This window comes from Metallosphaera cuprina Ar-4 (assembly GCF_000204925.1).
GTDB classification, from domain to species: domain Archaea; phylum Thermoproteota; class Thermoprotei_A; order Sulfolobales; family Sulfolobaceae; genus Metallosphaera; species Metallosphaera cuprina.
On the sequence record NC_015435.1, the window covers coordinates 82,816 to 104,309 of the forward strand.

Annotated in this window: 26 protein-coding genes and 1 tRNA gene; 9 read left to right on the forward strand and 18 right to left on the reverse strand. The window is 38.6% G+C overall.

Annotated features, from left to right (window positions below):
- The first annotated feature begins 23 nt into the window (after window positions 1-23).
- Entirely contained in the window at window positions 24-905 is an 882-nt protein-coding gene (speB, locus tag MCUP_RS00495; protein WP_048057347.1) for an agmatinase, read from the forward strand.
- Here speB and MCUP_RS09805 read toward each other — a convergent pair.
- Window positions 892-1,041 carry a DNA-directed RNA polymerase subunit P gene (locus tag MCUP_RS09805; protein ID WP_012022136.1) on the reverse strand — a complete coding sequence of 50 codons (150 nt, stop codon included), beginning with the start codon at window positions 1,039-1,041 and terminating at the stop codon, window positions 892-894. The genes speB and MCUP_RS09805 overlap by 14 nt on opposite strands.
- Before the next feature lie 91 nt (window positions 1,042-1,132).
- Between MCUP_RS09805 and MCUP_RS00500 the strand changes: the two genes are divergently transcribed.
- Window positions 1,133-1,432 (forward strand): translation initiation factor, encoded by a 300-nt coding sequence (locus MCUP_RS00500; RefSeq protein WP_013736706.1) that lies wholly within the window; start codon window positions 1,133-1,135, stop codon window positions 1,430-1,432.
- A 29-nt stretch (window positions 1,433-1,461) separates the two neighbouring features.
- Here MCUP_RS00500 and MCUP_RS00505 read toward each other — a convergent pair whose 3' ends face one another.
- Window positions 1,462-2,379 (reverse strand): transcription initiation factor IIB, encoded by a 918-nt coding sequence (locus tag MCUP_RS00505; protein WP_013736707.1) that lies wholly within the window; start codon window positions 2,377-2,379, stop codon window positions 1,462-1,464.
- Window positions 2,380-2,564: 185 nt separating this feature from the next.
- Window positions 2,565-2,825: a TIGR00304 family membrane protein gene (locus tag MCUP_RS00510; protein WP_013736708.1), complete on the reverse strand. Its 261-nt coding sequence runs from the start codon at window positions 2,823-2,825 to the stop codon at window positions 2,565-2,567.
- 43 nt (window positions 2,826-2,868) lie between these two features.
- Between MCUP_RS00510 and MCUP_RS00515 the strand changes: the two genes are divergently transcribed.
- Window positions 2,869-3,762, forward strand: a complete 894-nt coding sequence (locus MCUP_RS00515) for a translation elongation factor (protein ID WP_013736709.1) — start codon at window positions 2,869-2,871, stop codon at window positions 3,760-3,762.
- 13 nt (window positions 3,763-3,775) lie between these two features.
- On the opposite strand, the gene MCUP_RS00520 is transcribed toward MCUP_RS00515, so the two are convergent.
- The 6 genes from MCUP_RS00520 to MCUP_RS00545 form a co-directional block, all read right to left on the reverse strand.
- Entirely contained in the window at window positions 3,776-5,023 is a 1,248-nt protein-coding gene (locus MCUP_RS00520; RefSeq protein WP_013736710.1) for an ABC transporter ATP-binding protein, read from the reverse strand.
- Window positions 5,020-6,378, reverse strand: a complete 1,359-nt coding sequence (locus tag MCUP_RS00525) for an ABC transporter ATP-binding protein (protein ID WP_013736711.1) — start codon at window positions 6,376-6,378, stop codon at window positions 5,020-5,022. The genes MCUP_RS00520 and MCUP_RS00525 overlap by 4 nt, the downstream gene beginning before the upstream one ends.
- On the reverse strand, window positions 6,378-7,268 hold the full coding sequence (locus MCUP_RS00530) for an ABC transporter permease (RefSeq protein WP_013736712.1): 891 nt from the start codon (window positions 7,266-7,268) through the stop codon (window positions 6,378-6,380). The genes MCUP_RS00525 and MCUP_RS00530 overlap by 1 nt, the downstream gene beginning before the upstream one ends.
- Window positions 7,269-7,279: 11 nt before the next feature.
- A complete protein-coding gene (locus MCUP_RS00535; protein ID WP_013736713.1) occupies window positions 7,280-8,323 on the reverse strand; it encodes an ABC transporter permease in 1,044 nt (347 codons plus the stop codon).
- A gap of 60 nt (window positions 8,324-8,383) precedes the next feature.
- The gene (locus MCUP_RS00540) at window positions 8,384-11,005 is read right to left on the reverse strand and encodes an ABC transporter substrate-binding protein (protein WP_048057677.1); all 2,622 of its coding nucleotides are present in this window, start codon (window positions 11,003-11,005) and stop codon (window positions 8,384-8,386) included.
- Between the two features lie 292 nt (window positions 11,006-11,297).
- Window positions 11,298-11,386 (reverse strand) — tRNA-Glu (locus MCUP_RS00545).
- A gap of 161 nt (window positions 11,387-11,547) precedes the next feature.
- On the opposite strand from MCUP_RS00545, the gene MCUP_RS00550 reads away from it, so the two are divergent.
- The gene (locus MCUP_RS00550) at window positions 11,548-12,126 is read left to right on the forward strand and encodes a helix-turn-helix domain-containing protein (RefSeq protein ID WP_052296646.1); all 579 of its coding nucleotides are present in this window, start codon (window positions 11,548-11,550) and stop codon (window positions 12,124-12,126) included.
- On the forward strand, window positions 12,123-13,091 hold the full coding sequence (locus MCUP_RS00555) for an aminotransferase class I/II-fold pyridoxal phosphate-dependent enzyme (protein WP_013736716.1): 969 nt from the start codon (window positions 12,123-12,125) through the stop codon (window positions 13,089-13,091). Before MCUP_RS00550 ends, MCUP_RS00555 begins: the two co-directional genes overlap by 4 nt.
- A 17-nt stretch (window positions 13,092-13,108) precedes the next feature.
- Here the strand turns inward: MCUP_RS00555 and alaXM are convergent, their stop codons facing one another.
- Window positions 13,109-13,822: an alanyl-tRNA editing protein AlaXM gene (gene alaXM, locus MCUP_RS00560; RefSeq protein WP_013736717.1), complete on the reverse strand. Its 714-nt coding sequence runs from the start codon at window positions 13,820-13,822 to the stop codon at window positions 13,109-13,111.
- A gap of 240 nt (window positions 13,823-14,062) precedes the next feature.
- Here alaXM and cdvB1/B2 point away from each other — a divergent pair, with 240 nt between their 5' ends.
- Window positions 14,063-14,695, forward strand: coding sequence for a cell division protein CdvB1/B2 (gene cdvB1/B2 / locus MCUP_RS00565; RefSeq protein WP_013736718.1), 633 nt, complete (start codon window positions 14,063-14,065; stop codon window positions 14,693-14,695).
- Window positions 14,696-14,740: 45 nt separating this feature from the next.
- Window positions 14,741-15,883, forward strand: coding sequence for a tryptophan--tRNA ligase (locus tag MCUP_RS00570; protein WP_013736719.1), 1,143 nt, complete (start codon window positions 14,741-14,743; stop codon window positions 15,881-15,883).
- Here MCUP_RS00570 and cbp1 read toward each other — a convergent pair whose 3' ends face one another.
- Window positions 15,884-16,303, reverse strand: a complete 420-nt coding sequence (gene cbp1, locus MCUP_RS00575; protein ID WP_013736720.1) for a CRISPR DNA repeat-binding protein Cbp1 — start codon at window positions 16,301-16,303, stop codon at window positions 15,884-15,886.
- A gap of 123 nt (window positions 16,304-16,426) precedes the next feature.
- On the opposite strand from cbp1, the gene MCUP_RS00580 reads away from it, so the two are divergent.
- Window positions 16,427-16,993: a LysE family translocator gene (locus MCUP_RS00580; RefSeq protein ID WP_048057349.1), complete on the forward strand. Its 567-nt coding sequence runs from the start codon at window positions 16,427-16,429 to the stop codon at window positions 16,991-16,993.
- Here MCUP_RS00580 and MCUP_RS00585 read toward each other — a convergent pair.
- Entirely contained in the window at window positions 16,977-17,324 is a 348-nt protein-coding gene (locus tag MCUP_RS00585) for a helix-turn-helix domain-containing protein (protein WP_013736723.1), read from the reverse strand. The genes MCUP_RS00580 and MCUP_RS00585 overlap by 17 nt on opposite strands.
- 98 nt (window positions 17,325-17,422) lie before the next feature.
- On the opposite strand from MCUP_RS00585, the gene MCUP_RS00590 reads away from it, so the two are divergent.
- Complete coding sequence (locus tag MCUP_RS00590; protein ID WP_013736724.1) at window positions 17,423-17,641, forward strand: hypothetical protein; 219 nt, start codon at window positions 17,423-17,425, stop codon at window positions 17,639-17,641.
- Here the strand turns inward: MCUP_RS00590 and MCUP_RS00595 are convergent.
- The 6 genes from MCUP_RS00595 to MCUP_RS10050 form a co-directional block, all read right to left on the reverse strand.
- Window positions 17,611-18,519, reverse strand: a complete 909-nt coding sequence (locus MCUP_RS00595; RefSeq protein ID WP_013736725.1) for an Mrp/NBP35 family ATP-binding protein — start codon at window positions 18,517-18,519, stop codon at window positions 17,611-17,613. The two genes, MCUP_RS00590 and MCUP_RS00595, sit on opposite strands and share 31 nt — an antisense overlap.
- A gap of 28 nt (window positions 18,520-18,547) precedes the next feature.
- Entirely contained in the window at window positions 18,548-19,093 is a 546-nt protein-coding gene (locus tag MCUP_RS00600) for an adenylate kinase family protein (protein WP_013736726.1), read from the reverse strand.
- A gap of 163 nt (window positions 19,094-19,256) precedes the next feature.
- A complete protein-coding gene (locus MCUP_RS00605) occupies window positions 19,257-19,760 on the reverse strand; it encodes a rhomboid family intramembrane serine protease (protein WP_237698002.1) in 504 nt (167 codons plus the stop codon).
- 52 nt (window positions 19,761-19,812) lie between these two features.
- Window positions 19,813-20,436 (reverse strand): M50 family metallopeptidase, encoded by a 624-nt coding sequence (locus MCUP_RS00610; RefSeq protein ID WP_013736729.1) that lies wholly within the window; start codon window positions 20,434-20,436, stop codon window positions 19,813-19,815.
- Between the two features lie 21 nt (window positions 20,437-20,457).
- Window positions 20,458-21,057 (reverse strand): hypothetical protein, encoded by a 600-nt coding sequence (locus MCUP_RS00615; RefSeq protein WP_013736730.1) that lies wholly within the window; start codon window positions 21,055-21,057, stop codon window positions 20,458-20,460.
- A gap of 17 nt (window positions 21,058-21,074) precedes the next feature.
- The gene (locus MCUP_RS10050) at window positions 21,075-21,236 is read right to left on the reverse strand and encodes a hypothetical protein (protein ID WP_013736731.1); all 162 of its coding nucleotides are present in this window, start codon (window positions 21,234-21,236) and stop codon (window positions 21,075-21,077) included.
- Between the last annotated feature and the right edge of the window lie 258 nt (window positions 21,237-21,494).

Genomic DNA, 21,494 nt, shown 5'->3' on the forward strand with positions numbered 1-21,494 from the left:
CTTCCTTAATTATCCATATTGGTATGTCAGACTCTAGACTATTGTATTTGAACGAAAATTCACAAAAATTTGGAATATATAAGTCTGGATCACCATTTGCACTGATGGGTATACCGATGGATATAACAAGTAGTTTTAGACCAGGAAGTAGATTCGCTCCACAAAAAATAAGGCAAGTATCACAGTTTATTGAATATCTTTCCATAAGATCCGGGATTGATATGTCGAATGTTGGTTTCGTAGATTATGGTGATATAGTACTCCACCCTTCAGATGTCGCAGAGAATATTGAAAGGATAACCCAGGTGACTAGTTACTTATCTGATCTGAAGAAGATAGTTGTATCGATAGGAGGTGAGCATACGGTAACTGTTGGTACAGTCTTAGGAACTAAGGCAGATTGCGTTCTAAGCTTCGATGCTCACCTTGATCTGCGCGATGAATACATGGGGTATAAGTACGATCATGCATGCGTTCAAAGGAGATTGAGCGAGAAGGGTGTTATGATTATTGAGATAGGAAACAGAGCTATGGGATCGGATGAGATCGAATATGCTAGATCTAACAAAATTCCGTTCTTCACATCACATGAAGTCAAATTGCTGGGACCTCAAGAGGTAGCAAAGAAGGTAATAAATTTCCTTAGTCCCTGTAAAAGAGTATATATAACATATGACATGGACGTCCTAGATCCGTCATATGCTCCTGGAGTTGCGACTCCAGAACCTGAGGGGCTCGACGTATCTACCGTGTTAGATATAATGAACTTGGTTGTAGACGATAGAGTAGTAGGTTTCGATGTAGTTGAGGTTTCACCACCATACGACCCATCTGAGATAACGTCAGTAGTTGCTGCAAAGCTCATCCTTGAGACTTCCGCAAAAATAAAAACTAGATTGCCTTAACTGCTTTTATTGTTGGCTTTCTAATCATATAAATTATGTTATAGCCACAATATGGACATCTCACACCAGGAAGCACTCTTAGCTTATCACTATCAAAGGTCTTCCAGCATTTGCCACATCTAAATAAGTCTCCCATACCAATCATTAAACCTAACTTTTTTGACGTTTTAAATCTTATCCTCGATAGAAAAGCCTAAAAAGGGCATCTCCTATTATAATGTTACAAAATGGCAGACAATTTGTGTGGAGGACTTCCACCGGAAGTATGTGAACAATTAAACAAAGAAGAAGAGTTCATAAAAATAAAGTTAGAAAAGAGAAGATACGGGAAAGAAGTGACGGTTATAGAAGGGCTTGGTGACGACGCAGATCTGAAGAAGATTGCGTCCGAGCTAAAGTCAAAGTTAGCGGCTGGAGGAACCGTGAAAAACGGTAGAATAGAGATCCAGGGAGATCACAGGGATAGAGCGAAAGATTTGCTGATAAAGCTAGGCTTCCCGGAATCAAACATAATGGTTATAGAATAAAAAGCGGTAATAGAATAAAAAAGTAAAATTTATTGGTTTTGTATTTCTATCTTTAGTTCCTGAATTAATTCTTTATACCTGTTTCTAACTGTAACTTCGGTAACTCCGGCCACCTGTGCTATCTCTTTTTGTGTTCTTCTCTCCTCGTTAAGTAGAGCCGCTATGTATATTGCAGCTGCTGCCAACCCTGCTGGATCTTTACCTGCAGTAAGACCCACATTTTTAGCCTTATCTAATATTTCAGCAGCTAATTTCATTGAAGCTCCACTAAGTCCAAGAAGTGAACCAATCCTGGTTACGTAGTCCTTAGGGTCACTAACAGGTACACCGACATTAAGCTCCCTAAGTAAGAGCCTGTAGCATCTAGCTACTTCTTTTCTATTGGCTTTAGTGTATTGGGCTATCTCATCAAGGGTTCTAGCTATCTTCATTCTTCTACATGAGGCGTAAATGGCTGCTGCGACAACGCTCTCTATAGACCTTCCTCTAACTAGCCCCTTTTCTACTGCTTTTCTATAGATCAGGGCCCCTTCATCCTTGACGGATTTAGGCAGGCCCAGAAGATTTCCTATCCTCTCTAACTCGTTCATAGCCTGGGCTAAGTTTCTGTCAATAGAACTTTGAATCCTAGCCCTAATTTGCCATTTTCTCCATCTGAGAACTTCCAGCCTTCTCTTAGGGTCCAAGTTCCTTCCTATAGCGTCCTTATCTTTCCAGTCTATTAATGTGGAAAGACCTCTGTCATGAATTGTTTGATTAAGCGGACCACCAACACGGCTTCTCTTTTCCTTCTCCTCTGGAGTAAAAGCTCTCCATTCTGGACCTTGATCTACTATTCTTTCTTCTATGACCTCCCCGTTTTCAGAGCATATGTATTCCCCCCTGTCTGCATCGAAAATAATTTTATCTTGGGGGCACTCGTTATCAGATGAGTTTTCCTTACTCATAACTTTCACCATGGAAAACGTATGACAAAAAAAGAAACATTTATAAATTCTGACTGTAGTAATATATAAGCTTTTCCATTGCATATTTTTATCTATTCAGACTAAGATGAATCAATTTCATCCCATAATTAACGTGATAGGTATGTAACTTATACTTAATTTTATTACGATAAGGGAAAGTATCCTCAATCCATCTTTGGATTTGATCTCCTGAATATCCAGATAGACGACAAGAAGAAAATCAGAGCTATTATAGTAAATATAATTCCAATTATCATCAGCTGTATTATATCTCCAGAGTATCCCTTTCCGAAAATAATTGGTATGGGTCCTATCAGAACCACACCGCTAAAAGATGACCCAGAGAGAGGTCCCGCAAAAGTCGAAGCTAGTAAAATTAGAAAACCAATAAATATAAGAGCCATGCCAACTAGGGTTAATCTCATATAATAAGGTTGTATTGTTTCCCCTTAATATTGGTGACTTTTAATGTATCAAGGAAACGTGCTAAGTGTCTTAGCATCAAGGAATGATATAGCTAAGCATTTGGCCGAAAAACTAGGTAAGCTTCATGAGGATGGTAAAATACAAATATTTTACAGGAGGAAAAACGATTATATCAGATCTATTCTTTCAACGAGTGAATATCCAGAGAAGATACTAAGTGCGGCTGAGATAATTAGCTTATCTTCTAGATCATTTCTGTATATAGGAGAAAGCTTGTCATGGATGGATGGGGAACTTGCGCTCTTATCTACAGCTTCTGGTATTAATACAACTGTTATTACCACTAGGTCAGAGGACGATATAAGAAAGATGTTTAAGGGAACGTCTATTGAAAACTCTCAGATATCGCAGGAGCCTGACGACGAAGAGAGAGTTATGGACGATCTAGGAGTAGTGTATGTGGATAAAAGTTTCGTTGTAAAGGGAGTAGGGGTTGTAGTCACAGGATTCTCTCTAACTAATCTTAAAGTTCACGACAAGCTAGTTCTCCTTCCTTCGATGAAGGAGACGGAGATTAAGAGTATCCAAGTCTTAGACGAGGATCAAGAGGCTGTAGGAGTCGGAGTCAGAATAGGACTTGCGCTCAGAAACGTAAAAGAGGAGGAAGTGAAAGACTCCTACTTAATGGTTAAACCAGGAACCAAAGTCACAAAAGAATTGAACGGGAAAATGGAGTTATTTCCCTGGAGTCAATTTACAGAAGGACAACTTCATTTTGTGGCATTTGGAGTGTCAATAGTAGGAAAGATAGATAAAGAGAGACATGACAGGATTCTGCTAACAAATCCTATACCTATCCCAAGAAGACTAATCGTATTGAACGTGAATGTAAAACAGGGAAAACCAAGAGTATTAGGCTATTTTATTCCAATTTAAAACAATCTAGGTTCTATTTATACAGAAGACATGAGACTTTTCTATTCTCACCTTCGTTGTACAGGGAAGGTTCTTCGTAATCGGATATAGTGATCTCTCCGTTATCGGTAACGTTGGTTATTGACGTTAATGATCTTACGACTTCCCTTTCGCTCTCTATGATTTTTCTCAGTTCAGCGATGTTAGCGTTCTTTACGAGTAGTTTTTCCTTATCCTGCATTATCTCAGCCTTTTCAAATAAATCGTAGTACTTTCCTTGGATTAGATAATTCAAGTCCTCAATAATCTCTTCCATAGTCCATCCACACTTGTCGAAAGCCATGGGACATCTAGGATGGAACACGCAACCCTTTGGCGGATCTATTAGATTAGGTGGATCTCCTCTAAGCGTTATTCGCTTTCTCATGGATCCAGGCTCTGGTCTAGGTACTGAGGATATAAGGGCCATAGTATATGGATGTTTCGGGTTATTTAGAACACTCTCCTTGTCTCCGATCTCCATCATTTTCCCTGAATACATTACAGCAACCCTGTTAGCCATATAGCTAACTACAGCTATATTATGTGTAATGAGTATCATTGTAATATTCTTTTTCCTTTTTAACTCGTTTAATAGGTTTAGTATCTGAGCTTGAACAGAAACGTCTAGAGCACTTGTAGGTTCGTCTAATATCAAAAGGCCAGGGTTTGTAGCTAGAGCTCTGGCTATAGCCACTCTCTGTCTCTGACCTCCAGAGAGCTCATGCGGATACCTCATGGCGAAGCTCCGAGGTAGGCCAACCTCCTCCAGAAGCTCATAGACTCTTCTCTTAGCTTCCTCTCCTTTTAAGAACCCTGTGGACAGCATTGGTTCTAGAACGACGTCTAGAATCCTATATCTAGGGTCAATAGACGAGTATGGGTCCTGGAAAACCATGTTCATCTTTATTCTAATTTTTCTCAGTTCATTTCCTTTTTTATTTAGTAATGAATATTTTTCACTAATTTTTTTAGCTCTCTCTAAATCCTTTGTTAAAATAGCATCCTCATATTCTTTAACTTCGTCATCTTCTATATCAAAAAGTATCTCTCCATCAGTTGGTTCAAGTAATCTTATCAGTAGCCTACCAAGCGTTGTTTTACCCGAACCGCTCTCTCCTACTATCCCTAGAACCTCACCCTTATTCACCTTAAGTGACACATTATCAACAGCCTTCACGTATTGGTTCTTCAAGGATCCCCTGACAGGGAAGTATTTCTTCAGATTGAAGGCTGCAATCATTGTTTATCACCTTTTCTGGCTAGAAAGCAGGCAACGGAGTGAGTTTCGCTAACCTTTACCATATCTGGCTGTCTTAGTTTACACTCGTCCATAACGAATGGACATCTAGGTGAAAATGAGCAGCCTTGAGGCGGATATCGCATATCTGGAACAGATCCTGGGACAGTCTTAAGGGAGGTCTTATCCATGGTAGGGATAGCTTCAATCAACGCTTTCGTGTAAGGGTGTAGCGGTTCTAAGAATATTTCCCTAGCCGATCCTATTTCTACTATTTGACCAGCGTACATTATTCCTATTCTATCTGAAACTTCTGCCAAAACTGACAAATCATGCGATATAAATATGAAAGAAGTGTTAAAGCTAGATTTTAAATCTTTAATTAGGTCTAGGATTTGTGCCTGAATCGTTACATCGAGTGCGCTTGTAGGTTCGTCCATAATTACCACCTTGGGATAGTTAGCCAACGCGATAGCTATAACTATCCTCTGCCTCATCCCTCCGGAAAGTTCATGAGGATATAATTTAACCACCTTTTCCGGATGTGGTATGCCTAAGAAGGTTAGAAGTTCAACGGCTAGGCGATATCCTTCCTTAATTAGCGCATTCTTGCCTACTCTTGAAATTATAGGAACGCTTTTGCCCCCAGATAGATAAAACGATATCCCTATTTCATCTAGTTTAGATAATTTCACGTTAGCTAAAGCCAGTATCATTTTCTCTTTCCTAGCTTCGTGGACGTCTCTTCTCCTCCAAATTGAAAGTATTTGTTCATCTAGACCATTTAATCCCATTTCCTCTATTTTCTGGATAAACTTCTCTTCTCCCTCGGTTTTTAGAATAGTCAGCAATACTCTAAGTTTTTCCTGGTCTACTCTGTTTCTGCTCAGAGCTCTCCTTATTAGGCGCTCTGGATCGTGGAAATATACGGCTTCAGCTATTTGGTACCCAACAGGTAGGACGGGATTTAGAGCCGTGAGAGGTTCCTGGAAGACCATTGATATTTTGCTTCCCCTAACTTTCTCTAGTTCTTTGTTTAATCTTTTAATTTTCTTTTCATTCTTTTTAATATTGAATTTTTTCTGATTTGAATCGTGTCTTAATGTTTTTAGAAGATCTAACCCATCTAGGATCACGAATCCCTCTTCCAGGCTAGCATTTCTTGGAAGCAATCCCATTATGGCTAAACCTAGAGTTGATTTACCCGAACCGCTCTCTCCAGCTAATCCAAGCACCTCTCCTGAGTATAGATCTAAACTAGCCCCTCTAAGCGCTTTATATACACCCCTTCTCGTGTAAAAGCTTAACCTAAGGTTTTCCACCTCTAGAACCTTTTCTTTAGTTTTAATTTGGGACATTAGCTTCTCCTCCTAGGGTCAATAACGTCCCTAAGTCCATCTCCCATTAGATTCACTGAAAGCGCGAATAAGGTTATCGCCAATCCAGGAAATATAACAGTCCAGGGAGCCGATTGAATATAGTTCAAACCTAAACTAGTTAGGTATCCTAGCTCTGGTATATTTGCATTAGGAATGAAGCCAATGAATGCTAGAGTTGCAAATATACCTACAACAGATCCCAGATCGAGGGATATCTGAACAAGAATGGGTGGCAATGTATTTGGTAAAATATGTTTAAACATTATTCTAGAGTTACTAGCGCCAGACGCTTTGGCTGCTTCCACAAAAGCGCTCTCCCTTAAACTTAAGGTTAAGCTTCTAGCATACCTAGCGTATATGGGCCACCATACAATTACAAGTGCTATTACCATACTGTTTAGGCTTCTACCAAGTACAAAACCAACTGCTAACGCTAGAACTAGAAACGGGACGCTGAAGAATATATCAGTTATTCTCATAAGAACTTCGTCTAAATAGCCTCCTACATACGCGGCCAACACACCTATAACCGCACCTATTAACGCACCACTTACTACTATAAGCAATGAAAACCCTAAGTCAATCCTTATTGCCTCCATTATTGCTTGCAATAGGTTAACTCCTGGATACGTTGTTCCAAGGGGATAAGTAGGCGAAGGCGGCATAGGCACAGGATTTATGAAATTATAAACCAAGACGTTCGGATTTCTAACTCCCACTATCATTGGATCAAACTGCATTATTAAGGCGTCTACGACATAGGCCAGGAAAATTAGCAGCCCAGCAATTGCAGTTCTATTTGCTAAAAATACCTTAAGCGATAGCTTTAAGTTGTAAAACCTCTTCTCCTCTTCTTCTATGTTTTGCAATATTATCTACCTCAATATCTGACTCGTGGATCTATCACGGCATAAACTATGTCCAATATCAACGTTGTTAAGACAAGTATTATCCCGAATATCAGAGTTGACGCCATGACTCCTCCTACATCGTCATTAAGAAGAGCCTGAGTTGTCCAGTATCCTATTCCAGGGAAGTCAAATACTGTCTCAACAACTACAACTCCGCCTAAAAGTCCTGCGACCGTGTATCCAAAAGATGTTACTACTGGAAGCATGGCGCTTTTTCTAGCGTGCAAATTATTTACAATTTTTTCTGGAACTCCTTTAGCTCTTGCAAGCTTTATGTAATCTTGTTCTAAGGTCTCAAGCATACTGGCTCTCAATATTCTTATAATACCAGCCATAACTGCTAGAGCGAGGGTCACAGCTGGCATGATTAAGTGGAGGAACGCATTTAATGCAACCGTGAAATCACCATGAATTATAGCATCTATTAGCAAAATATGAGTAGGATAAGATATTCCATTCACATACCAAGGAAGGCCACTGACTAAGGTGGGGTTTACTTCTCCACTAAACGGAAGAACTCCTGTATACACACCAAGGAGTAATATTAGCGCGATGGCAATCAAGTATATAGGCATAGAATAAAGCGTAAATGAAAATACCCTTATCCCTTGATCTGCGACCGAGTCTCTATTTACAGCCGAGAACACTCCTAAGGGGATCCCGATAAGCCATATTAATAATGCTGCGAATAATGATAAAACAATTGTATTAGGCAAGAAGAGTTCAATGGCCACGGAAACAGGTCCGCTGAATATTGGAGTATTAGTATAACCAAAGTTACCACTGAGAACCTGTCCAAGCCAATAGAAATATTGGATGTACACTGGCTGATTTAGGTGAAATTCTTGAATCAACCTCTGAATTTCTAACTCCCTAGCCTGCCCAGTGAGCCTAGGATTAAGATATTCCGATAAAATTAAATTATTACCTTGTAAGTGAATTAGAACGAAAACAAGTAGAGTTAATCCTATTAGAGTTGGTATTAGGATGATTAATCTCCTTAAGATAAACATCCATAATTTAATGAACTACCACCTCTTACTTTAATAATACAACAAATAAGAAAAAAATGTTTAACCTTTTACCCACCAGAAGTATAAGCTGTCTCCTGCCCCTCCAATCATTGGGTTCTCTTCGTAAGTTATATGACCTTGATATCCAGTCATGTAAGGCTTTACAACCCAGAACTCATTAGGTTGTTGAGTATAGACGTACATGTAAAGGTTAATGGCAATTTGTTCAGCCTGCTTATAATAGTATGCAGCTTGCGTGGCATTGGGTGTGCTGTCAGCCTCCTCTATATAGTTGTTTAGTTGTTGATACAGTTGAGCTTGATTTGTATGACCTAGTGACTTTAAGTATTGTACTGACCAACCGTCTGGTGCCGGATACGTCCCGTTCTCTAGATACATAGCATTGACGAAATCGGACGGGTAAGGATAATCAGCTATCCAGCCTAAATAGTATAAAGGCATCGGGTTCTGACCAGGTACCTCTAAACCGATAATTTGGGAGAACGGTAGGTATAGGGGCTGAGCCTGAATGTTTGGATCTATCTGGGATAGAGCTTGGGCCCACATCTGAGCTGCAGCGTAATCTACAGTATCTCCAGAAGATACTATGATAGGAATATTAATCGATACATTATACATTCCTGATTTTATCAATAATTGTTTAGCATAACTGAGATTAAACGTAGGTACGTTCTCAAGCTCACTAGGTGGAACATAGTAAGGTAGGCCAGGTATAATTACGCCTGCGTAAGGTGAGGCAAACTGGAAACCGTACTTGTTATTGCCTACGATATTATCGATATAGTTAGTGTAGTTGAAAGCGTACGCAAAGGCTTCTCTCACGTACAGGTTTGCAAAGTAGTTTGAGGGAACGTGATATTGAGTTCCTAAAGTCTTCAAACTTGTGTTACTTATGTTCAAATTGAATATGAAGAAGAACTCTGATAGAGTGTTGAACTGATATATGTTGGCTTGATTCTGGGCTTCAAGCTGTTTCAATGAGGGGAAGTAACTAGTAGGAAGTCCGGTTACGATATCAGCTTTTCCTGATGAGAACAGTTCGTAAGCAGTTTGTGGGTCTTTCACCCAATTTATGATTACAGTATCATTTGGTGCTGGTACTCCAGGTACACCTTTATAATATGGGTTAGGATTTAAAACTACATATTGACCAGGGACATACGTTTTTATCATGTAAGGACCTGAGGCAACCGGATCGTTCTGTACTTGAGTATTGTAGTTTCCTTCATTGGCGTACTGCTCATATTGTAGGAACCCTTGTGGGGTGAAAGTTATGCCTGCACCTATTTGTTCCAACCACTTAGCATCCACTATTCCAGAACCTAGAGGGTCTGCAAGAGCTGTGAAGAACAGTTGTGGTGTAGTGGGCTTAACAAGGTGGAAAGTTACCGTATTAGTCTGGTTATCATATGTTACTGCGTTCATTATTTCCTGATAGGTCTGGTTCATATTAGAGGATGTAACTATGGGTACACCTATCGTAGCTCCTGGAACAAGATATTGAGCTAAGATCCAGTCAGGTGTACCTGGGGATCCACCAACGAAAAGAAGCGCCCTTATCACAGAGTACCACACGTCATACGCAGTGAGATTATCACCATTGGAGAAATGTAGTCCTGTCCTTATGTGGAAAACATACACAGTGTAGTTGTCTTGTATACCACCATTTTGTACTGTTGGGATCTCGCTCGCAGCATATGGTATGAAAGTCGTTGTGCTGGAACCGTTATATAAAAGTAGAGTCATGAATATGTTGGATACCACTTCAAAGCCTACGCTTTCATAATCGATTTGAGGATCGAAAGAGTAAGGGCCTCCTGGTACGTTCTCAGCCACTGTTATCACACCAGGGTTCGGTACGGTGCCGTTGAAAAGCTTTAGCGAGTATGATACACCTTGACCCGCTACAGCTACTGTCTGATAGGTTTGATATTGGTAAGTCTGACCAGAAGAGACGTTTTGAGTCACTAACGTTAAAGTCACTGTATATAATCCAGGTTTTGCATAAGTTACATTAACTGGATTAATAACAGGATCAAAAGTGGTAGAATTAGCATTAACTGTAGCGGTTTGGTTATTTCCAAAATCCCATACGTACTTTAATATCGTCATGTTCTGACCTGATGGAGGTTGCAGATATCCTCCATAGAAGAATACGGGAGTTCCAGCCTGAACTATTGGTGCTGTTGGGTTCTTGGCAGTATCGAAAGACACTACAGGAATAGAGAGATATTGAGTTGCAGAAGAGTTAAGGAGCCCTAACACTTGAACTTCCAGAAGGGCATTGCTAGTATTTTCTACCTGTTTTCCATTCACATATTCCTCGGCATATACTAAATAGGTGCCGGGTTGACTATAGGTGTAGCTTAATTCCACTACGTTAGAGGTAGCTGTTTGATTTAGAGCCTCACCGTTACCTAAATATAGAACTATGTTTGAGTTAGGAATTACATTATATATCGTAAAAGTAATTGGACTTCCTTGCCCTACGGCAAAGGATGTAGGGGCTATAGAGATCGCCTGAGCTATTGTTGTTTTATGTGAAGACGATGTAATAAGCAATATACCTGCTATAGCAGCTATTATTATGATAATAGCTATAATAATTCCAGTTGTTCTAGAAAGAGCTCTGGAAAATTTGAACCTAGGCGATTTATACATGATAATCAGTTTAATCTCAATTTGAACCCTTTTAAGGTTTATCAGTGTTATGGATTTATACTTTAAAAAATCATAATGGACAGGATAATTATCCTCGATATAGAGAAGCAAAAGGTCAGATAATGTTTAACATATTTAGCCGTGAATGATTAATATTAGAAATTTATTCTATAATAGAATTATTCTTTTTTAATTTGAAAATTAAAGTATATAAAGTATGAATATATTGCTATATTTAAGGAAACGAATTATATCGTACGTATACGTAGCAAACCATTTGTTCAAAGTTAAATGCCGCGGCCGGGATTTGAACCCGGGTCACGGGCTCGAAAGGCCCGCATACTCTCGGCGCAAACCATGACCGGGCTATACTACCGCGGCGATGAAATTAATACAACAATGCTTATAAAACTTGTCCTTTAAGGGTTATGTTAAAGCCTTAATAAGGCAGCATTTAGCTCTCCTAATCATTTTCTTCAAAACCCTAAATAATAAGGCTTTCATATGTAAAGCCTAAATATCGATTGGTTCAGTTAGTAAGTGTGATACTTAGAGTAACTTTTATGACTCCCGCTAGGCCGGCACTGTTAGACCTTGTGAAGACTTCGTTTACAATTCTAGACATCAAGGCTGAAGGTAACTTTCAGAGAGCACTGATAGAAATTAAATGCAGTGAAGATGAGATTAAAAGAATACCTGGGTACTTCACGAAAGTGTCTAAGCTAAAGTATCTAGGGACGGTAAAAATCAAAGGTAAAGTAGAAGAAATTTTATCTAAATACACTATTGTTCATGGTATTGTAAATGAGAACTCAACCGTATGGACGGTTATCCTTGCTGGACATCAGGAACTAAAGAAGATGTTGAGTGATCTGCATCAGAATGGGGTTGATCCGAAGGTTCTTAAGGTTACTAAATATAAAACCGATGATATATTAACAGCTAGGCAAGAACAGGTATTGAGAATAGCACTTGAAGCTGGGTACTACGAGTTTCCCAGGAAGATAACTATAAGAGATCTAGCAGAAAAGTTAGAAGTGAGCGTCTCTTCCCTTTCTGAAATCATTCGAAGGGCTGAGAAGAACGTTATAGTGAATTACTTCGATGAAAAGGGATTATGATGCATGGGGGATTAAGCTGGTCACATGGTAAGCCTCCTACAATTAGGGATTTTAGCGTTAACCTAAATCCGCTAGGGGTTCCGAGCTTCATAGAGGAACTAATTTATGAGGCGGTAAAGGTTAAGGCTTATCGTTTCTATCCAGATGATTATAGGGACTTAAAGTACAAGATAGCTGAAATTTACAATGTTGACCCTGAGATGATAGGTGTGTTTAATGGTGCGAGCGAAGCTATATCGTTGTTAGGTCGTGGGTTCTTCGTACCAGAGCCAAATTACCAGGAATATTATAGGAGTAACGTTTATCTTGCAGAAGAGGGCGAAGAATTTAGGTACCCTCTTCAAGGAGATAAGCTCATTGTAAGTCATCCTAATAATCCCACTGGAGCAGCTTTGAAAGAGCAGGAGGTAACATTGTACTTAGAACAAGGGAAATTTCTTGTTATAGATCAATCTTTTTCTGATATTAGCTTAGTTCCATCATTCGTTAACTTGGTTAAGGAATTCCCTAATCTGTTAATAGTGTCCTCCTTTACAAAGAGTTTTTCAGTTCCAGGACTAAGATTGGGCTTTACTATAGGAAATGAGAGTAAAGTGATTGAGAAACGTTCTATACCTTGGAGGATAAACAGTATTGCTTACTACGTTTTCGCTAATCTAGACGTGAGGGAAGTTAGGAGCTTTTTCGAAATGTCGAGAAACACATTAGGTAAAATTTTAGATAATATAAAAAGGATATCAGGAATAAAATTTTACAAATCGTTTGCACCCTTCATTTTGGCCGAGTCAAGTATCGCATCTAACGAATTGAATAAGAAATTGTTATTGAAAGGATTTTATGTGAGAGACTGTGCAAATTTTGTCGGACTTAGATCGACGCATTTTAGATTCTCATTGAGACCTGACGTCAATGAATTGTTAGAAGTCATTGACGACATATTACGCAATCGCAATCCAGAAATGTGATTTTATGTTCAAGATAACTAAGGCTTAACGGTGTAATAAAGTCTCTTTTTTGATTTTCCTCTGTTCTCTACTTTTAGAATCTCTATATCACCTATCTCAGAGGTATTATTAACATGCGGTCCACCGTCGGCTTGAATATCTATCCCCTCAATTTCAACTATTCTCCATATGTTAACTTCCGGGGGCATCTTCTCAGCCAATTTTACAATACCTGGAATCTTTAACGCTTCTTCCCTACTAAGAAAGAATACTTTGACATTTCTCCCGCTTCTAGCTATCTCGTTAGCTTCCTTAACGATATCAACAAGTAAACTTTTGTCTTCGATATCAAAATCGTCTTTAGCGTACTCAGGAGTTATATTTCCTCCAGTTATATATGAACCATACTTTGAAAAGGCTATCGAAGAGATGATATGTGACGCTGTATGGAGCCTCATCATTCTGTACCTTCTATCCCAATTAATTCTACCTACTACCACTTCACCTTCCTCAATTTGGATTGGATTTTCTAAAAAGTGAACAATATTCTCTCCCTCCTTTTTTGTTTCTGTAACAACGAACTCTTTCCCAGTTGATTTGGAGATTAGGATTCCGTTGTCTGACTCTAGGCCTCCTCCTTTAGGATGGAAAGCAGTTCTGTCCAAAACTACGCCTTTATCTACAACTTTAACAATCTTAGCTGTAAATTCTTTAACGTAGGAGTCTCGGGCATAGAGTTCCTCTGTTGACATGAGGATCTAAAATACTTTTTAAGACCAGAATTAAATAATCTTTTCGCCTGATTATAAAATGTAATAAACTAAAAAATTTCTTGATGAGAGAAATCTAGTAAGGTGAAGAAGTTCATAAAACTTAAAAGTGGGCAGTTTTCAATAATTCCTTTCTAGTTTCAGCTTAATTCTGACCCTGAATTTAAAATATTACCGTCTCTTCAGTCTTATAACTTAATCTGAGATAATATAGTTATCAAGATGCTTGGTAAAGATTTCCAAAAGTATTGGGCTGGATCTGATGACAAAGGTTGGGACGGATTAAAAGGTGCCTTCAAGAGTAAGGAGCCGCTAAAGTATAGAATAGTTCAGGCCAGATATAGACTTGGTTCGATGATAAACAGGTTGGACGTTCACATAGCTAGACTCCAGGAAAGAGACAGGACACTTTTCGAAAGAGTTGTTACCGCACAGATGGCTAAGGATACCAGCAGGGCAGCAATGTACGCTAATGAGGTTGCCGAAATAAGGAAAATGAGTAAGCAACTTATGATGACGCAAATAGCCTTAGAACAGGTTCAATTGAGGCTAGAGACAGTAAGTGAGATAAGTGAAGTCTTCGTTAATCTGATCCCAGTTGTAGGCGTAATCAATGAGCTAAAGGGCGCACTAAAGGGAGTGATGCCTGAGATATCTCTTGAGCTTTCCTCTCTCGGTGAAGATCTTCAGACTGTTGTAATAGAAGCCGGAGATTTCGCAGGAGGATACTCTTACGCTTCGGCTGCAACACCGGAGGCAAGAAAGATACTAGAGGAAGCTTCAGCTATAGCGGAGCAGAAAATGAAGGAGAAGTTCCCAGATCTGCCTGTAAACGCGCTGACCCAGAAGGCTTGATCTCCTAAACCTAAGAAATTTTATTTTCTTACCTCACTTCTTTTTGTGGCCGAGAATTACTCTGTAACTCCGTGGGAAGTAAAGGGTAAGGTTGATTATGATAAATTAATTGTTCAGTTCGGGACCCAGAAGATAACTGATCAGTTAAGGAGAGACTTACAGTCAGCCGTAGGAGAACTTCATCCAATGTTAAGGAGAGAAATATTTTTTTCACATAGAGACTTTGATATAATACTAAAGGAATGGAAAGAAGGTAGGTCCTTTTTCCTCTATACCGGAAGGGCACCATCTTTAGGTATGCATATAGGCCATATGATACCCTTCGTCTTCACGGCCTGGCTTCAGAAAAAGTTTGGAGTTAACGTATACATAGAGATCACTGATGATGAGAAATTTATGAGAAATTTAGAATATTCTCTAGATCAAACCAGACAATGGGCCTTAGATAATATTCTAGATATAATAGCTGCTGGTTTCGATCCGGATAAGACATTCATTTTCCAAGATACTGAATATATAAGGAATATGTATCCGTTGGCAATAAAAATTGCTAAGAAACTAACTTTCTCAGAGGTTAAGGCAACCTTCGGTCTTGACGTCTCCTCAAATATCGGAATAATCTTCTACCCATCATTACAAATTGTACCAACAATGTTTGAAAAAAGGAGATGCTTAATACCGGCCGGCATAGATCAGGATCCTTACTGGAGGTTACAGAGGGACATAGCAGAGAGTCTTGGCTATTACAAGGCTGCTCAAATCCACAGTAAGTTTTTGCCCCCACTTACAGGTCCAGAAGGTAAGATGAGTTCATCCGTCCCGGAGTCAGCAATATATCTCATTGATGATCATAAAACTGTTGAGAGGAAGGTAATGAAGTACGCGTTCTCTGGAGGACAACCTACTGTAGAGCTTCAGAGGAAGTTAGGAGCGAACCTCGATGTAGACGTTCCTTATCAATGGCTCTACTACTTCTTTGAGGAAGACGATCAGAAAATAAAACGAATAGCTGAAGAGTACAGCAGTGGGAAGATGCTAACTGGAGAGATTAAACAAATTCTTGTAGAGAAGATTAACTCTTTCCTTGATTTGCACAGAGAGAGGAGAGAGAGAGCTAGAGATATGGTCAAAGATTTCAAGTATGAAGGTAGGCTAGCTAGAGCTATGTGGGAGAAAATTCACGAATAGCTAATTTTTCAACTGGAGCTTTTTTAGATAATAAACCACTAGATTAGTTGAGATGTCAAGTTCCTTTGCGATCTTATAAATAGAGTATCCATTTTTATACATATCTTTAATTTTCTGTATTTTTTCCTGAGTTAGCTTCCTTTTTCCTTTAACAAGGTTATGTTTCTTAAGTATCCGCAACACGGTATTTGAATTCATTTTTAGCAACTTACTTATTTTATTTGCGCTATATCCTTGTTTTCCATATTCTATAACTTGGTTAATGAGGTCAGGAGGTGTTTTCCCCCTGAATATAACTCCACGCTCCTTTAGAATCCGCCTAGTCTTAGAGTAACTTAAGCTTAACTCCTTTGCTATGTCTCTTATTGATCTTCCGTCCTCGTACATTTTCTTTGCTTTTTCAACGATATCCTCATTCATAATGAAAAGTTCTCTTTCACTCTTTTTATATTTTTCCCAAATTCTTTTTTATTCTTCCTTTAATCTCAAGTCAAACTAATGTGAGTAGGTAAGCTCTTTAGTTTTAGCTTTATTGATATTAACGTGAACTGGTCGGAGATAGTTTTTGGTGTAGCGTTGGGCCTATCCTTAGCCGCACCGCCTGGTCCGGTAAACTCTCTCATGGCAGCAGAATCCTTAAGATCTAAAATCCACGGCACGAGTGTAGGTCTGGGTGCAATGACAGCCGATTTGATTTTTCTAATTATAACCTATATTTTTGGAGAATTTTTACCGATGAAGATAAGATATATATTTTATATAATTGGCGGGACATTTATGATATGGTTAGCTTTTGACGTGTTGAAGTCAAAACTTTCTAGCAGAGATAGAAAAGCTAATTACATTGTCGGGTTAACTATGGGGCTAACGAATCCCTTTCAAATTACTTGGTGGATAACTAGTGGGCTTTTTATGATCCAAGAGTTTGGTCTACTTATAGTTCCTGGATTCTTCGGAGGAATTATAATTTGGATAACTTTATTTCCATTTATTGTAAATAGATATGGAAAGGGTTTATCTAATATAATAAGGGTTATATCGTTCATTATATTGATAGCGTTTGGGATATACATATTGTTAAAAGGGTTCTTTCTTATAAGCCACTTATGATACTCGACAGATCGGAACACAATTCTGAAGCTCTTATCTTCATCTTCTCTATGACCTCGTCTCTATTTACACTATAAACGTATTTAGGCCTACCACCTTTATTTCCTGTACTTTTTTGTTTTCCAATAAGACCGGCATCAGACAGTCTCTTCAATATTAGGCTTGCTCTGCTTTTGCTTATACCAAGCTCTGAAGCTATAAAATCTACGTCCTTCCCTTCTTTACTCCTTATTATCTTAATGAAGGCCTCTACATCAGCCTCAGAAAGACCATAACCTACCATTAGGAACCTCTTCAAAAGCAAATTTCTTTCTGTGAGCTCAGTTATCAATTTAATTGCACCGTTTAACATTTAGTTTTTATTGTTTTTAAAGTTTTATCTATTCTCTTTCCCTAAATTTTTAAAGTTAAAGTGCCACTATTATCACAATGAGTAATACAATAGAAAATGGGATAAAAGATGTGTTAAAGAAAGGCCCGATGATATCTGAGCAAATAAGAGATGAACTAATGAATAGGGGACTTACTTTCACTCCTCTAGAGTTTAGAGAAGCGTTAGCTGACCTTGTCAGGAAGGGAGAGGTTGATAAATATCCTAGTTACGAGGAAAGGAAGTTTTACTTTAGATTGAGATCAGACAACTTCTGATTTTCTACTTGCTCTATGACCTCGTCGGCTATTTTAAGGAACTCTTTAGAAGCAGGTGAGTCTAGGTATTTAAGGAAGAAAGGTTCACCTAAATCGTTAGATTCGGCTATCCTTGGATCCAAAGGTACCTGACCTAAGAGAGGCACTCCCAACTCTTCTGCCATCTTTTTACCTTTATCTTGGCCAAATATATAGTAGTTCTTAGACTCCGAAGGACACACGAAGTAACTCATGTTTTCTACTACTCCTATAATCTTGGTGTTTACGGTCTTGGTGAAGTTAATAGATCTTCTAACTGCTAGAGTGGAAACCTCTGATGGAATCGTGACTATAATGAAGCCGGTTATGTTAGGAACTAGCTGCGCTACAGACAACGCCTCATCACCAGTTCCTGGAGGCATATCGATTATAAGGTAATCTAACTGTCCCCAGTTCACATCTCCAAGAAATTGTCTTATTGCCGAATGCTTGATTGACCCTCTCCATATCACTGGCGTGTCATCTCTGGGTAATAAAAAATCTATTGAGACGACCTTTATTCCAAACGGACCATTTACTGGGTTTATACCGTTATCGTCAGCAGTTAGCATTTGTCCTCTTACACCTAACATCTTAGGGACAGAAGGTCCGTGAAAATCCACGTCAATTATCCCAACGCTTTTTCCTGCCGCTGCAAGCGCCATAGCTAAGTTAGATGAGACGAATGATTTCCCAACTCCTCCTTTCCCACTCAGTATGGCTACCTTGTACTTAACGTTCTTCATCCTAGATTGTATCTTAAGGTCAGCACCTTGAACTTGTGGTGCTGGAGCCTTCCTCAGATCTCTTGGCTGTTTTGCAGGTTGAGGTGACTGCAGTCTAAACGGATTTGAACTCATTAGTATCAATTAACATATATCTAACCAGTCAATTAATAATCTTATCTAATGATAGCATAAACTCTTGTATCTCTGGGTCGGCCAGCCAGTCAATAATCTTCTCACACTCCTCAGCAAGTATTTTTTCCACAACTTCCTCGGGAGTTAAATTAGTAGTGTTTATCTCGCATACCTCCCTAAACCATTCAGAGGCCTCTTGAGATACATAGCCAAGTATTTCAGCCTCTACATTCTCTATTACCTTGTTAACGTTCCAAGCTCTCTTATTTAGTTCCTTATACAGCTCTCTTGGATCTCTTCTAAGGACTATTACCTTATCAGCGTAGTCCACAAGGGAAGGATAAACCGTTTCCACCACAACGTTTTTAAGGGATTTAAGGTACGCGTTAAGCTCTTTGGCCACTAACTCATCGTCAATTTCATATGATGAGCGAACAGTATCATAGTTCTTGTATAATTTTCTGTCTATTACAAAGTTTGAAACGTGAAGGTAACTCATGCTCAGCCTCTTTGATAATAAAGAGCTTACAATTGTTTTTCCTACCCCAGGTGTGCCAGATATTACAATAATCATCTATATACTAAGATCGATTCTATGGTAAATAATGTTATCGAAGTAAATATAAGGAAGAGCTTCGTTTTCATATTACCATCCCCCTTTATTATTTCATAAACTCCATAAGGAAACATTATAGCCCCCATTATGAACAATATTAGCTCCACGATATTCATGGAATCTATTTTTGATAGTGAGTGGTTAAAAATCTCTTTCTCCCTAAAGCTAGAAGAATTCCTCCCAAAATACCACCTATATGGGCTACATAATTGACACCAGGTATTATGTCGCTTAGGACAAAAACTATTATAAGCAAACCTAAGCCGTTCCAGTCGAGTCTACTGAATTGTAACATATCGTCGATAATATAAAACGATAGCACTCCAAAGATCCCTCCAGAAGCACCAGCTGAAGCTGTGAACGGTGGGAAAAGAGCCAAGGTAAGTAAATTTCCAAGTATTCCAGAAATAAAGAACACTACTATTTCAAATTTCCCTGCCTTAGAGCCGAATAAATAATATATAACCCATATGGAAATAAAATTGAAAATAAAGTCAGTGAAGCTATTAGTTACCAGAATTGATGTAATCAGCGATAGATAGTCTCCTCTTAGAACAAAATAATTTACCTGGATCAGCAAAGAGAACAAAAGAGGGCTTTGATTATATGTTATGATGCCAACCACGAATCCAATTAAAATTAAGATCATTAAAAAGATTGAAGGCTTTATCATTAGGTTAAATCTCCCCTGTTAAGAACATCAAGATAACGGATGAAGCTATTAGAAAGACCCAAACTACTGCGTTCCATCTTAACACCTTTAGACCGTCAAGGATCCAAAATGGAAGGAGGTTAAAGAAGGCCACTACAGCGTTAAATCCAGATATTATTAGAAAGAAAATCTCTATAATACTGTGATTAATAATAGGCAGGTTAATAATAACAAGGAAATAAAAAACAGCTGATATTAAGATATTTGTTAATGGTCCTGCAGCTGCAGTTATACCTTCTATCCTTTTGTCCGAAGCGAAGAACCTGCAAGATATAAGAGTGTATCCAGAGAAAAACACTAGCCCAAAGAAAGGTAACAGGTTTATTACTGTAGTAAAAAGGAAACCGGTAAAGCTTAACGTGAACCTTGAGTAGCAACCGTATCTCCTTGCTGTCTGCCTGTGAGCCAGCTCATGAGGTAGTACAGCTATTGTAGCTGCGATTAAGGCAGCTAATATACCTATTCCAAATAGTCTAGATATGGCATAAATGGATATACCTTTTACAGCTATAGAGAAAATTGCTAGCAGAAACGATTCAGTTTCGTTTAGATTGTTAAATCGCCATTCCCATTTTCCTATCCATGACAAGCTTCTTCTAGATTCTTTGATTTAGTGGTTTAAATTAATGAGCATAACGTTTTCCTTATTAATCAAGTTTATTTTTGGTTCCTCTACCTTCCATACTAACGCTTTCTCGTTCTCTAAAGCCAACATATACTTTTCGTTTCCTCTGGATACTATACCTTGATACTTAACATTCATCAGTTTTCTGAAGACGTTGAAAGTCTCAAATATCACGAACTTATATAAAAAGGGCATCGTAACCTCATATTTCTCTAGATTTTTACCATAATTCATTAATTTTTCCATTATTTGTTCAAAACAGAACTGTTCCAGAAGGCTTATTTCGCTTATGCCGTTGAAGTTTGAGATCATTAATAACGTCTTCTTGGTTACGTCTGGAGTTATTATGTAAAGGTCTAGAACTCTAGTTGAGCCATTGGCGTTTCCCCCACCCCAATACGTCGTGTAGCTTGCCATTCTCTCATTTAAGAAGTCTATTACGGCTTCAGCTAATATTGCGGGAGAGATGGATAGTTTAGCCAATTCATCCGAGAGAAAGTTTGAAATACAAAAATAGTTTCCATCTGTTGTAAATCCCTTCTTCCCGTCACATGGCAGAGTGTTTATCTTGATCTCAAATACCACGAAAGAAAATAATGTGATTAAGACCTTAAATACTTTGCATATGCTTCCGCCTCTATCTTCATGTTCTTTGAAATCAGTAGGTTAAGTAGGCTTCGATCTTCTTCTCCTTTAGGCGTATAATCTAACAGGATCTTTTCCACCTGCTCAAGTAGGGCTAGGGCATCCCTAAGGGGTTGCATGGATAATATTTTATACGTTATGGAATAAATGGGTTACATTCATAAAACTGGTATTTCCCAAACGATTTTATAGATCGTATTCGGACTGAGCTTATGAGAGGGGTGTTAGTATTATGGATACTCCTGATGATAGCCTTGGCCCCAATCGTGCTTCAAGTTCAGAACTTCTTTGTCTATAGCGATTCTCCTTTTCTCTCGCCCCAATACAAGAGCGTGATAGTAAGCGAGATAATGAAGACAGATTTTAATATATCGCAA

What these genes read in the sequence shown, in the direction of transcription:
- MCUP_RS09805 (WP_012022136.1), bottom strand. Translation starts at nt 1,041, where the DNA reads ATGGGAGACTTATTTAGATGTGGCAAATGCTGGAAGACCTTTGATAGT.
- alaXM (WP_013736717.1), bottom strand. Translation starts at nt 13,822, where the DNA reads ATGTCAACAGAGGAACTCTATGCCCGAGACTCCTACGTTAAAGAATTT.
- MCUP_RS00500 (WP_013736706.1), top strand. Translation starts at nt 1,133, where the DNA reads ATGGCAGACAATTTGTGTGGAGGACTTCCACCGGAAGTATGTGAACAA.
- MCUP_RS00555 (WP_013736716.1), top strand. Translation starts at nt 12,123, where the DNA reads ATGATGCATGGGGGATTAAGCTGGTCACATGGTAAGCCTCCTACAATT.
- MCUP_RS00590 (WP_013736724.1), top strand. Translation starts at nt 17,423, where the DNA reads ATGAGTAATACAATAGAAAATGGGATAAAAGATGTGTTAAAGAAAGGC.
- cbp1 (WP_013736720.1), bottom strand. Translation starts at nt 16,303, where the DNA reads ATGAATGAGGATATCGTTGAAAAAGCAAAGAAAATGTACGAGGACGGA.
- MCUP_RS00595 (WP_013736725.1), bottom strand. Translation starts at nt 18,519, where the DNA reads ATGAGTTCAAATCCGTTTAGACTGCAGTCACCTCAACCTGCAAAACAG.
- MCUP_RS00510 (WP_013736708.1), bottom strand. Translation starts at nt 2,825, where the DNA reads ATGAGATTAACCCTAGTTGGCATGGCTCTTATATTTATTGGTTTTCTA.
- MCUP_RS00515 (WP_013736709.1), top strand. Translation starts at nt 2,869, where the DNA reads ATGTATCAAGGAAACGTGCTAAGTGTCTTAGCATCAAGGAATGATATA.
- MCUP_RS00535 (WP_013736713.1), bottom strand. Translation starts at nt 8,323, where the DNA reads ATGTTTATCTTAAGGAGATTAATCATCCTAATACCAACTCTAATAGGA.
- cdvB1/B2 (WP_013736718.1), top strand. Translation starts at nt 14,063, where the DNA reads ATGCTTGGTAAAGATTTCCAAAAGTATTGGGCTGGATCTGATGACAAA.
- MCUP_RS00525 (WP_013736711.1), bottom strand. Translation starts at nt 6,378, where the DNA reads ATGTCCCAAATTAAAACTAAAGAAAAGGTTCTAGAGGTGGAAAACCTT.
- MCUP_RS00520 (WP_013736710.1), bottom strand. Translation starts at nt 5,023, where the DNA reads ATGATTGCAGCCTTCAATCTGAAGAAATACTTCCCTGTCAGGGGATCC.
- speB (WP_048057347.1), top strand. Translation starts at nt 24, where the DNA reads ATGTCAGACTCTAGACTATTGTATTTGAACGAAAATTCACAAAAATTT.
- MCUP_RS00505 (WP_013736707.1), bottom strand. Translation starts at nt 2,379, where the DNA reads ATGAGTAAGGAAAACTCATCTGATAACGAGTGCCCCCAAGATAAAATT.
- MCUP_RS00540 (WP_048057677.1), bottom strand. Translation starts at nt 11,005, where the DNA reads ATGTATAAATCGCCTAGGTTCAAATTTTCCAGAGCTCTTTCTAGAACA.
- MCUP_RS00600 (WP_013736726.1), bottom strand. Translation starts at nt 19,093, where the DNA reads ATGATTATTGTAATATCTGGCACACCTGGGGTAGGAAAAACAATTGTA.
- MCUP_RS10050 (WP_013736731.1), bottom strand. Translation starts at nt 21,236, where the DNA reads ATGCAACCCCTTAGGGATGCCCTAGCCCTACTTGAGCAGGTGGAAAAG.